General features: G+C 45.3%; 10 protein-coding genes and 2 pseudogenes. 5 read left to right on the top strand and 7 right to left on the bottom strand.

Features of this window, described 5'->3' with window-relative positions; translation table 11 throughout:
* Nucleotides 1-72 precede the first annotated feature (72 nt).
* Together NDI48_24520 and NDI48_24515 are read right to left on the bottom strand one after the other, a co-directional pair.
* On the bottom strand, nucleotides 73-447 hold the full coding sequence (locus NDI48_24520) for a hypothetical protein (GenBank protein ID MEP0834333.1): 375 nt from the start codon (nucleotides 445-447) through the stop codon (nucleotides 73-75).
* Nucleotides 448-561: 114 nt separating this feature from the next.
* Nucleotides 562-1,041 (bottom strand): DUF2808 domain-containing protein, encoded by a 480-nt coding sequence (locus NDI48_24515; protein MEP0834332.1) that lies wholly within the window; start codon nucleotides 1,039-1,041, stop codon nucleotides 562-564.
* A 351-nt stretch (nucleotides 1,042-1,392) separates the two neighbouring features.
* Here NDI48_24515 and NDI48_24510 point away from each other — a divergent pair.
* Nucleotides 1,393-1,556 (top strand): annotated as a pseudogene (locus NDI48_24510) (phosphopantothenate synthase).
* On the opposite strand, the pseudogene NDI48_24505 reads toward NDI48_24510, so the two are convergent.
* Nucleotides 1,534-1,623, bottom strand: a pseudogene (locus NDI48_24505) (hypothetical protein). The pseudogenes NDI48_24510 and NDI48_24505 overlap by 23 nt on opposite strands.
* Nucleotides 1,624-1,936: 313 nt before the next feature.
* On the opposite strand from NDI48_24505, the gene NDI48_24500 reads away from it, so the two are divergent.
* Genes NDI48_24500 through NDI48_24490 form a run of 3 tightly spaced genes read left to right on the top strand, consistent with a single transcriptional unit; the run spans nucleotide 1,937 to nucleotide 5,615 of the window.
* Nucleotides 1,937-3,283: a DNA phosphorothioation system restriction enzyme gene (locus tag NDI48_24500; protein ID MEP0834331.1), complete on the top strand. Its 1,347-nt coding sequence runs from the start codon at nucleotides 1,937-1,939 to the stop codon at nucleotides 3,281-3,283.
* A 20-nt stretch (nucleotides 3,284-3,303) separates the two neighbouring features.
* On the top strand, nucleotides 3,304-3,552 hold the full coding sequence (locus NDI48_24495; protein ID MEP0834330.1) for a hypothetical protein: 249 nt from the start codon (nucleotides 3,304-3,306) through the stop codon (nucleotides 3,550-3,552).
* Nucleotides 3,549-5,615, top strand: coding sequence for an AAA family ATPase (locus tag NDI48_24490; GenBank protein MEP0834329.1), 2,067 nt, complete (start codon nucleotides 3,549-3,551; stop codon nucleotides 5,613-5,615). The genes NDI48_24495 and NDI48_24490 overlap by 4 nt, the downstream gene beginning before the upstream one ends.
* A 184-nt stretch (nucleotides 5,616-5,799) precedes the next feature.
* On the opposite strand, the gene NDI48_24485 is transcribed toward NDI48_24490, so the two are convergent.
* From NDI48_24485 to NDI48_24470, 4 genes are all read right to left on the bottom strand, one after another.
* The gene (locus NDI48_24485) at nucleotides 5,800-6,558 is read right to left on the bottom strand and encodes a pentapeptide repeat-containing protein (GenBank protein ID MEP0834328.1); all 759 of its coding nucleotides are present in this window, start codon (nucleotides 6,556-6,558) and stop codon (nucleotides 5,800-5,802) included.
* A gap of 453 nt (nucleotides 6,559-7,011) precedes the next feature.
* Nucleotides 7,012-8,739, bottom strand: coding sequence for a BamA/TamA family outer membrane protein (locus NDI48_24480; GenBank protein MEP0834327.1), 1,728 nt, complete (start codon nucleotides 8,737-8,739; stop codon nucleotides 7,012-7,014).
* Nucleotides 8,740-8,984: 245 nt separating this feature from the next.
* A complete protein-coding gene (locus tag NDI48_24475; GenBank protein MEP0834326.1) occupies nucleotides 8,985-9,560 on the bottom strand; it encodes a Uma2 family endonuclease in 576 nt (191 codons plus the stop codon).
* A 26-nt stretch (nucleotides 9,561-9,586) separates the two neighbouring features.
* Nucleotides 9,587-10,870 (bottom strand): valine--pyruvate transaminase, encoded by a 1,284-nt coding sequence (locus tag NDI48_24470; protein MEP0834325.1) that lies wholly within the window; start codon nucleotides 10,868-10,870, stop codon nucleotides 9,587-9,589.
* 151 nt (nucleotides 10,871-11,021) lie between these two features.
* Between NDI48_24470 and NDI48_24465 the strand changes: the two genes are divergently transcribed.
* Nucleotides 11,022-11,858 carry a Tab2/Atab2 family RNA-binding protein gene (locus NDI48_24465; protein MEP0834324.1) on the top strand — a complete coding sequence of 279 codons (837 nt, stop codon included), beginning with the start codon at nucleotides 11,022-11,024 and terminating at the stop codon, nucleotides 11,856-11,858.
* Nucleotides 11,859-11,882 lie beyond the last annotated feature (24 nt).

Below are 11,882 nucleotides of genomic sequence, written 5' to 3'. Positions count from 1 at the left end.
TGATGAGCTTTAAATAACTTAATTACGGGTCGCAAGACGACTTGTTGCTCTCTGAGGCCGCTCACTCCCTTTTTATCCAATAAAATCCTTGCATATCGGCAAGGCTCTTTTTTGATAAATCGCACTCACCATCAAGATATTATTCTCTTGCCATTGTGTTCTATCTAAGGCGATAATCAGTTGTTTCCCTTTGGCTATGTGTCGAGCCATTATCTGTTTGATTAAGGGAAACCACAGGAGAACCACACTTAATTTATTCAGGCTTAAAAAACGTTGTATATGACGACGACGGCTGTTCTGCTGAATGGGTAAAGGTAGCGTCGCTGCTAATCTTTCTATTTTTACCTGTTTTTGACTTTGAAGTAACCAGACTAACAACTTCAATGTAATCAGTTGAGATTGACTTAGATACTTTTCTAGCTGAGCTTGATAGAATATTGGTAGCATTTTTGATGGCGCTCTTGTTCTCGTTAATAAGACCGTTCTTTTTTACCATACATTGGGTACACCTTCGTCTTTCCTGACTACCCCCATCCAGGTCATTGTCAATAAGCTCGGTATTTAGCGCGGGAGCTGGCTGGGTAAAACCCTTTTCAATTCTGGCTTTGGGGGCGCTTGTCGCCCCCTGAATCCAAATAGATAAATACCGCCCCATGTAGGGCGAGTTCCCCTCAAGGAAATGGTCACAGTACTCCCAGGTTGGATAGGCTGCTCAAAGACAACAGTTACCTCATTAGAATCTGAAGTCTCGCTTCCCGCAACGCTGGCAATGGAAACTTCCGAACCCCCAGCGAATCTATCACCAGCAAATGCCGCACTATGACTGTGAGCGAACTGAATCCGCTCCAGATTCTCCCGTTGGGTAATCTTGACGGCTTGTAGCGGTTTCCCAGCCTTGTCAGGTACGCGGACTGTAAACTGATATTGCGCTAAAGCCCCTACACCTGGATAGGTGGCAACCGCAGCACCAATTAAGCGGGGTGACGAGTTAAAGTTAACCTGTCTATTACCCAAATTTTGCGAAGCAGCAGGCTTGCTCATGCTTAACAGGAAGCCGGATAGCAAAGCTCCTAACATCAGGGTATTGACAGCTAGCGTTTTGAGACATGCTATAGAAAATTGACTACTGATTCTAAACATTAGATCTCTTGCTGAATCTTATTAGTAATACATCTCTGTATTACTTGTCGCCTTTTGCTTTGAGATTTATGCTAAAAATCGAGGATTCATATGCAAAGAAAAATTTATAAAGATTCAACTAAAAAATAAAAATACGAATAGGATAAAACGCTTAACTTATAGAATTTTAAAATCGGGCAACTCATTCAAACAATACAAGCACACACCAAACCCGTTATTGCAATCACCCCTTTGAAGCGAAACTGTAAGCCGATCGCCGCGAACCCCATCGACAAACCGACAGTGGTTTTGGTAGCGACACGAATCAAGCCATCTTTCTCGCTCAGCAGGGACGTCAGCTAGAAATTGCACCTTGTAGTAAATTGCAAATCGTTCATGATCTGTTTTATTTTGTCGGTAGTATTTCGGGTGAGTAGAGGGCAGTTGCTTGACTTGTGGTGCAGTGGACGGGTAATTGCTGGCGTCAGGGGTTGGCTGTCCCATGAGTTCAAAGAATATACTAGGAAAATTCTGGAATAGTTGGTAAAACAGAGTATCGGGTTTCACGTTTTAAGTCAGGGGCAGTTCGATAGTGGCGTTGTTCTCAAAGAATGTTTACAGAGTCCCGAAGAAGCGTCAAGCTAAGAATTTATATGACGAAGGCTTGTCTGTTCGCGATAGCGAAGCGATTCCAAAGGAATTAACGCTGCCTTCAGTCGATCACTTTAGTTACACCCCCGGTGCGGTAGCTGAAGCTAAGGGCAGTTACCATCGACGTTCATCCAAGAAAAATCAGCCCCCACCAGGATGCCCCAGAATACCCCCCTCTATTAAACTCCGACAGTATCAGCGGCAAGCTGTAGCGAACTGGTTTGGCAATCAGGGGCGAGGCACGCTGAAGATGGCGACGGGGAGTGGAAAGACAATTACAGCACTTGCGATCGCCACTGAACTGTATCAAAAAATTGGTTTACAAGTCTTACTCGTCGTCTGCCCGTACCGCCATCTCGTTACCCAGTGGGCGCGAGAATGCCAAAACTTTAACCTGCAACCCATCTTAGCCTTCGAGAATCTCCACAACTGGCAAAGTCAACTTTCCACCGCACTTTACAACGTTCAATCGGGCAACCAGCCCTTTATTACCATCATTACCACTAATGCCACTTTAATCGGAGAAGGGTTGCAATCTCAGCTCAATTATTTCCCTGAAAAAACATTAATTGTCGGCGATGAAGCTCATAACTTAGGTTCACCTCGCTTAGAACAAAGCCTACCTCGCAATATTGGCTTGCGCCTCGCCCTTTCCGCCACCCCAGAACGCTATTTTGATGAGCAGGGAACGCATTTTTTATTGGATTACTTTGGTAGTGTTTTACAACCCGAACTCACCTTAGCAGATGCCATTCGACAAGGGGCGCTTGTTCACTATCTTTACTATCCCATTTTGGTGGAATTAACCGAAGCCGAGACGTTAGCTTATGCCAAATTAACCAAACGAATTGGTTGGGCACTGATGGATGAGGAGGATTTTGAGAGCAATGACACCGTCACATCTTTATTAATGCAACGTGCTCGATTAATTGGAGCAGCGGCGAATAAGTTAGAAGCTCTGCGACAATTAATGGTTGGGCGTCTAGATACATCTCATACCCTGTTTTATTGCGGTGACGGTACCCTAGAAGGTTCTCTGAGTCAGGAAAACCAGCATCAAATTGCTGCTGTCACCCGGTTACTAGGGGCGGAACTTGGCTATCGCATCAATACTTATACTGCCGAAACCCCCTTGGTAGAACGAGAAGAGTTGCGCCGTCAATTTGAACACGGTGAATTGCAAGGTTTGGTAGCAATTCGCTGTTTAGATGAAGGTGTCGATATCCCCGCCATTCAAACCGCTGTGATTCTCGCTAGTAGTGGCAATCCGCGTCAGTTTATTCAGCGACGGGGGCGGATTTTACGCCCACATCCAGGCAAGCAACGTGCCACATTATTCGACATGATTGTTTTACCCCCAGACTTGGGGCGAGAAACCTTGGAGGTGGAACGCAATCTCCTGAAAAAAGAGTTGAAGCGATTTTTAGAATTTGCTGACTTAGCTGATAATGCCGGAGAAGCTAGAATCAAACTTTTACAGCTACAAAAAAGATACGGGCTGTTGGATATGTAAAGGAGTGAGAAAAATTAGACATGGTGATGGCATTTAGCTACTCTAACATTCCGGCTACAGTTAGACCGATCGTTGTATCGGAAAAGCGTTCTTCTTACAACGCGCCCATTGAATTGAGTGATGTACAGGAGCCGATTACTAGCGCTCCCCCAGAAGTTCGACAAATTATTGAGCGGGTGTTGCAGGCTGAGAAAGATAAACTCTACATGAAAGTTCCTCGGAATATTAATGACGATATTTTAAAAATTATCAAGGAAGAAGTGCAATGAAGCTGATATCGATTCGGCTTTGTAACTTTCGCCAATTCTATGGCAAAACTCCAGAAATTATCTTAGCGGGTGGCGAGCAAAATACAACCATTATTCATGGTAATAATGGTGCGGGTAAAACAACACTGCTGAATGCTTTTACCTGGGTTTTATATGAGAAATTCAGTGCGGCATTTGCCTCGGAAGAACAATTAGTGAATAAACGAGCGATTGCCGAATCTCCCATGGGAGAAGCTGTAGACTGCTGGGTGGAATTGGGGTTTGAGCATCAAAATAAACGTTATCAAGCGAAGCGTCTTTGCCGTGCTTACAAAACGGAACTTGGAGTTGAACAGGGAGAAAGCGAGTTGTATCTTCAAATAGCCGGCGATGATGGACGTTGGTTATTGCCGCAACAACTCCCAGAAGATATCATTGGTCGAATTTTGCCTACCAGCTTACATCAATATTTCTTCTTTGATGGCGAACGGATTGAACAAATTGTTCGCTCGGATAAAAAGGCAGAAATTGCTGAAGCCACAAAGACTTTGCTGGGTGTGGAGGTTTTAAATCGCTCAGTTAAGCATTTAAAGGAAGCCAAAAAGAGCCTAGAAGCAGAGTTGGCGTTGATTGGAGATTTTGAAACCAGGAAGCTCTTAGAAGAACAGGGAAAACTTGAGAAAGAAAGCCATATAGTCTCAAATCGCCAAAAAGAAATTGAGCAAGAAATAGCACACCAGGATGAATTAAAAAAGACGGTTGGCAATCGCTTATTAGAACTGGGCGGTGCCCAAGAGTTACAGCGTCTTCGGGATGAACTGGAAGCAAAAGAAAAATTAGTCCGAGAACAGCTTAAACAATCTCAAGAAGCTCAGAAACAAGCGATATCCACACGAGGCTATACGGTTTTGCTCTCAGAGGTAACGGCAGAGTTTCGAGAAATTGTTGATGAATTACGGAAAGCAGGGGAGTTGCCAGTTGGGATTAAACGGCAATTTGTCAGCGATTTACTCCACGAGCAACGCTGTATTTGTGGCACAGAATTGATCGAAGGAACTTCCACTCATCAGCAAGTATCTGCTTGGATGGATAAGGCAGGAATGGCTGATGTGGAAGAAACGGCAATCCGCATGAGTGCACAGGTGGAGGAAATCGACAAGCAAGTGCCTGAATTTTGGGAAAATGTGGATCGGCAACAAGCCAATATTGCTCAGGGAAGAGCCGATCTTTCTCAAATCGAGACGCAGTTGGATGATATTAATAAAAAGCTACGGACTTATCCCAATGAGGATATTCAACAGTTACAAAGGCGATTGGATGAAACGGAAGACAAGATTCGGGATTTGACCCTAGAAAAAGGAGCCAATCAGCAGAAAATAGAAAGCTTAAAGGCGGAAATAGAGCGACAGACGAAGCAAATTGCCAAGCACAAGATGAATGAGGCAAAGCAAGCTTTAGCGCAACGACGAATTGCTACAACTCAGGAGGCGATTGAACGCTTAACAGAAGTGCGATCGCGTTTAGAAAATCAGTTCCGAGCTTCCTTAGAAAAGCGAGTTCAAGAAATATTTACTTCAATTTCTTTCACGCCTTATATTCCCAAATTAAGCGAGAAGTATGAATTGATGCTGGTTGACCCTACAGGGGGACAAGAAACGATTGTTGCCGCCTCTACAGGGGAAAATCAAATTCTTAGCTTATCGTTTATTGGCGGTATTATTGATCGAGTGCGGGAGTGGATTAAAGAAAATACTTTGATGGGTCTCGATAGTAGTACATTTCCCATGGTTATGGATTCTCCTTTCGGAAGTTTGGATGAAATCTACCGCCGACAAATTGCCAAAAAACTTCCTCAATTAGCCAATCAACTCGTGGTTTTAGTGACTAAGACGCAATGGCGGGGGGAAGTCGCTCAAGAGATGGCTCATCACCTCGGTCGAGAATATGTCTTGACTTATAATTCTCCTAAATCCGATTGCGAAGAAGATGCGATCGAGTTAGGGGGAATTCCCTATTCTTTGGTGAAGCGTAGTTCCAGTGAGTTTGAATATACAGAAATTGTCGAAGTGGATTATAGTTTTTAGTCCTGTGCGTTCTCTCCGCTGATATCTGGTCTGGTTCTCCTAATAAAATGAGTTCGTAGTAGGCGCTTGAGCGCCCCTCACAAGAGGACTTTAGTCCTCACTACAAACTATTAGCTGATGCAACACATTCTATTCCTCCGCAGCAAGGAAGAATCATCAAAAAGTATTTGGATCTAACTGATTTTTACAGCAAAATTTCCCGACTTGAAAAAGCGTTAATCAATCGGCTTAATTTGGCATGATCGACATTAGATCCTTGCAAGCCAGCAGACTGTAAATATCCGTCAATTAATTTAGATTGAGTTAGTGTCGCCGATACCTGCTCAGCACCTTTGAGGTTAGCACCCTTGAGATTGGCACCACTCAGGTTGGCTGCCAATAGACTGGTTGGATAACATAAATTGGCACCCAACAAATTAGCATAACTGAAGTCAGCGCCTAATAAATTGGCATAGCTTAAATCAGCGCCCATAAGGTTAGCCCCGAATAGGTTAGCACCCAGCAAGTCTGCATAGCTTAAGTCCGCCCCTAATAGGTTAGCCCCAAACAGATTAGCCCCTAGTAGGTTAGCGTAACTGAGGTTAGCTGTACTGAGAGTGGCATCGCTCAGGTTGGCATACCTCAAGCTAACACTCAGCAAATTAGCATCGCACAGATTGGCATCATTGAGGTTTGCGCCACACAAGTCAGCCGCGCTTAAGTCAGCACTGCTTAAATCGGTATTCAATAAGTCAGCCGTGCTTAAGTCAGCACCGAATAGGTTGGCACCCGCTAGATTAGCACCGCTTAAATCCGCCCCACATAAGTCGGCACCACTCAAATCAGCCCCACTCAGGTTGACACCTAGCAGCATGGTGTTGCATAGGTTAGCACCAGGCAAGTGAGCATTACGAAAATCTCGTTCTCCGGCTTGATAACGTGACTGGAATTCTGATGTATCCATAGCTGTGTTTGGGAGTTTTGGCTGTTTAATCGTTTTTCAAAGGAACCGGCGCGATATCGGCGCAGGTTGGAAGAGTTACAACGTTCAATTAGCTCAGTAGATGCAGATGCTGTTGGAAGAGTGGGTGTCACTCAAAATAGACACCTCTGTGTTACTATTGTTTTTTCCCTCACTGGGCGTTGCCCAAGCCGAAACTAAGGGTGAGGACACCATCAATGGTGAGCGCAGATTATTCAGTTGAATCACTCGCTTGAGTGATTAGGGATTGATGCAGTAGAGAACCCTTGTGCATTATTTACACGTATCTTTACCCATATTGGGAAAAAATGTAAACTAATCTTAAGTATCTTGACAGAACTTTCATAACCCAGTTTTAATGATCTTCTCAGGCAGCTGGGCAACCACGGAAGGATTGCCCCTAAAGATGGTGTGTCTGGGTAAGTCCTATGGGGTTCAAAATCGAGTACCTGTGCCGAGTTCAGTATAAAATCGGACTTCGCCTTGGTCATTGACACCCAAATCAACTCGTAGAATGCCAAAAGGCGATCGCCAGCGTGCCCCAACTCCGGTACCAAACCCAGTCCCAGGCTTATTCCGCACCACAGCCGGTTCTCCAACGACTGAGTTCCCTGTCCCTAAATCTGAGGCAAAATCAGCAAATATCACCCCTCCCACGCCGGAGAAGACGGGAAAGCGATATTCTCCAGTGGCTAAGATATAACTGCGACCACTGCCCAGATTACCTTCTTCGTATCCTCGCACTGAATTGATACCGCCCAGACGAAACGCTTGAGTGGGTGACATCTCTCCAATCACCGCACCGGCTTGCAAATTAAAGGCAAACATTTCTGGAAACACATCTCGCTGAGCATTTTGCGCCTCAGAACTTAGCCAGCGCACGGGTACATATTGAATATAGTTACCCACTAAGCGATTTTGGAGAATATTACCCACACCGATGGGGATGGATTGTTCGGTAGAGAGAGAGAGAATTGAGCCTTGTTTGGGGTTAAAGGGATTGTCTCGCCAGTCGCGAGTGACACCTAGAGATACGGTATATAAGTCATCAATCCCTGTACCGCTGAAGGTGAGGGGATTGCCCAGTTCATCCTCACGGGCAATCCTGCCATCGCGATCGCGTGTACTCAGGCGAGTGAAATTCAACCCCACCGTCCCCCACCATTCACCGATGGGACGCGTCACCGCTGCCCTAGCACCTGATCGTAATTCTCGCACTCTCTCACCACTGAGGAGGTCAATCTCGCGATCGAAAATATTGGACGTAGTACGCTTGCGAAAAACGCTGAAGCTATACCCTAAGCTATCATTCGCGGCTTGATAAGGACTGACATATTGGGCATTAAAATCGACGTTATTCAGGCTGATTTGAGTATTGCCCTCAACGCGCTGGGGGTTGGGTAAGAGTTTGAAGTCTCGATAGCTCAATGTACCGTATACACCCACGTCATCGTTATAACCGCCACCAGGGTTTATCGAACGCGCTGGACGCTGTTGGATGTTATAAATGACATTCACACCCTCATCGGCGGGTACAACGGAGACATCAACTCGCTCAAATAATCCTAATTGCTGCAACTGTTGCAAATCTCTGCGGATGACAGCTTGTGTCAACACATCACCGGGCTTCAGTTGAATCTCATTAGCAATGTACTCTCTAGGGATTCGTCCCTGGATGGGATTACCGTCTTTATCGACTGATTCTCCTTTATTGTTGACGAAGCGAATCTCCACATCCTTGACAATAAATTCATTCTCTGCAATAGAATCAGGTAAAATGACGGGTTCGGAATTGATGGATTGTTGTAGGTTGAGTGCAGAAGCTGGAGTGGAAGCCGGATTACTGACATCACTCATCCTCAAAAAATCCCCATCGTACACAGCCTGATACTGCTCTTCTGATGGCAGGATATGGGGTGTCTCTTGAGTTACTGTGACTTGAGGTAATTGAGTGATTAGTTCTTTTGCCAAAATCCCTGAATCACCCCTCTCCAACTCTCTTTTGGTATGAGGGCTAATATCGAGTTTGTCGGAATCGTCGATGTTAATCGGGTTGGGGTGTTTCTGTGTATGGATGGATTGGGCGTTTCCCATCTTAACTGGGGTAACACCCCAGACGACTAAACTGAATACAGTAGAAATTGCAACCCTTGGGATATGCATCGAATTAGCCTCACACTCATCACTAATTCATATTGAAACATTGATTGCCTAGACGACATTGCCAACCTATCGCCAGAACTTGCAAGATAAAATAATCCTTATCAGGGACTGAAACTTCACAAGAAGTACTATCAACGTACTAGCCTCTCCTTGCCAGATACAATAATCCCTATCAGGGATTGAAACTCATATCATTAGAGACGTTCACTATTAACGAATTCGCTTGCAAGACACAATAATCCCTATTAGGGATTAACAGAAACATCCGGTAATCTTGCCTCTCCAAAAATCTGCTGAGGAGTAAGTCGCAGCCCCTCCACCAAAGAATCTGTGATTAATGCATCTTTAGTATAAGTTCGCGGTGGCGCATCAGGATAAAAAACCGTGATACTTCTCGCCTGAGGATCGACAACCCAAACCCGCAATACTCCAGCTTCTAAATAATCAGTTGCCTTCTTTACTAATTGCCCAAACGTCTGTCCCTGTGAAATGATTTCAATCGCTAAATCGGGTGGTACCGGGCAAGCTTCATCCTCCATCACCTCTACGGGAAGACGCTGATAGGAAACATAAGTTAGATCAGGCACTGGCACCCAATCTTCCCCTTGACGCTTTAATGCGATCGCCCATTCGGGATTCACTTCACCCCGCTGCGGACACCACTGATTCAGGAGTGTATATAGAGCTCCAGTCACCCTGGAATGAAAACGTTTAGGCGACATTTTTGGTATAGCCTCACCCTCTACTAATTCATAGGTAATATCAGACTCTGGCATTGCCAAAAATTCTTTAAGCGTCAATCGATATTGAGTCTGAGTCATTTTTTCACAACCTCAAATTCGTTAATTCAAACATTAACCGCAGAACGCTGATAAACCGATTGCACTACCTTTGCCAAACGCTGCATGGCGATTTCAATTTCCTCATTACTGGCAGTGAGACTAATGCGAAGACACTGCTGTTTATGCGACCAAACTTCTCGTAGTCCGGGAAAGAAAGTGCTACCCGGTACCACAATGACACCGACTTTCTTTAACTCTTGATAGAGTTCCCAATCCGTTATCGGTAAATCTTGTAACCATAACCACGCAAAGATTGCCCCTTCTCCCCGATGTAAAAACCAAGGCAATTCTTCAGGCATGGATTGAGCGAGGGTATTTTCTAACACATCAAACTTGGAAGCGTAGTAAGGACGAATGATGTTAGACGAAATTTCAGCTAATGCGCCCGATGCGATCGCCCGCGCTGCGATCGCTTGTCCATATCGGGGAGAATGAATACATAAATTTGTTTGAAATGACTCCAAAATCCCAATCAACTTTGGATCACCAATCGCTATACCCACCCGTTCTCCTGGTAACCCCGCTTTAGACAGGCTCATACAATGAATGATATTACTGCCAAATACGGGCGTCATTTCTGTAAAATTCAACGCCGGAAAGGGGGGCGCATAAGCTGAATCAATTAATACTGGCACATCAAATGATGCTGCCAAATCAGCAATTTTCTTCACCTCTTCATGGGAGAGAACATTACCCGTAGGATTACAAGGACGGGAAAAAATCACACAGCCAGTCTCTTCTGTAATCGTCAATTGGCTGAAGTCAGGGCGATATTTAAAACGGTGTGCCTTCTCGTCAATTTCTAAAGTGGGTTGATAGGCAATAACCGCCTCTGGTGTTAAGCAAACTCCACCATAGCCGGTATAATCCGGACTCAGAGGCAGAACAACTTGTTTTAATTTGCCGGTAGTTGTATAACCGCCAAACGCATTCGTGGCGTAGAAGTAGATCGACTGACTTCCTGGGGTAATTAAGATGTTGCGATCGCTTAAGTTTAGCCCATAGCGTTGATTGAAATCAGATGCGATCGCTTCAATTAACGGCTGATATCCCTGACTCGATCCATAGCGACAAACCACCTCACCGTATTCCGCACTGGCTAGCAGTTGTGCTGTAGAATCTCGCCAAAGTTGCTCCACTTCAGGCAAAATCACCGGATTTCCCGCACTTAAATTAATAAACTCCTGCCCCTCACCTGTTTTTAAGGTTTCAATAATATCTTTCATAATGGCCCGGACACCTGTAAGGTTGGACATCTGGGTACCGAATTGAGACAAATCAGGGTTCATAGCGGTATGGCAATGCACACAAGCGAGGGGTTGACAACGTTGAGGTAAGCTGGCTTGTCATTATAACCTTTCGTTCGCCATTTACCTGAGCCATTGAGTTTGTAGGATATAGATTTCTTGATAACCTGGGGATACCTAAAGGTGCAACAAGATGGGGATTTGGCAAGCAGATTTTTATCGGCGTCCACTACGAGATGCAACGGGGCAAGTGCTGTGGGAGTTGTTAATTTGTGATGCAACTCGTCATTTTACCTATGAAGCTTTGTGTCCCCAGGCAGAAGTTAATGCTAACTGGCTGGTTGCCCAACTGCGGCAGGCGGCGGGTGACAAGTTTCCGGATGTGATTCAAGTGTTTCGCCCCCAGTCACTGAGTTTAATGGAAGCGGCAGCGCAGCAATTGAGTATCGCAGTGGAACCAACGCGAGGCACAAAAACGTTGAAACAATGGTTACAGGAACGGGCGTCGCAATACCCTAAGCAGGACGGTTACACGGCTGAGGCTTATAATCCCATTGCCATCGATAAACCGCCACCCTTGCCACTACCAGAAAATCTCTGGGGCGATCGCTGGCGCTTTGCGTCTATTCCTGCGGGTAACATTGAGGAAGCATTTGGCGATCGCCCCATCCCGATTTTACAGATGCCCAAATTTCTCTTACCCCTCAATCTGGGTTTAGCCTCAACGGTAGCGGTTCCCGGAGTAATTATTGATGGAGGGCGCAAGTCAATGCAACTCGCCCGTTGGCTTCAGGATGCTCAACCTGTCTCGTTGAACTACATCGCGGGTGCACCGGATGGGTTAATTCTAGAAGCTGGATTGGTTGATCGATGGGTTGTTGCCACATTTGAGGATACAGAGGTTGCAACAGCAGCGCGGACGTATGAACAACGCAAATCCCTCAGTCAGGGATTGCATTTTTTGTTAGTACAACCCGATGATTCGGGGATGACTTATACAGGTTTTTGGTTGTTGCAAACAGAAAATTAGCTGTCGATTACCAATAGAGACAGA

This window comes from Microcoleus sp. AS-A8, assembly GCA_039962225.1.
Classification (GTDB): domain Bacteria; phylum Cyanobacteriota; class Cyanobacteriia; order Cyanobacteriales; family Coleofasciculaceae; genus Allocoleopsis.
Note: the sequence above shows the minus strand (reverse complement) of the source record. Positions and strands in the feature narration are given on the sequence as shown.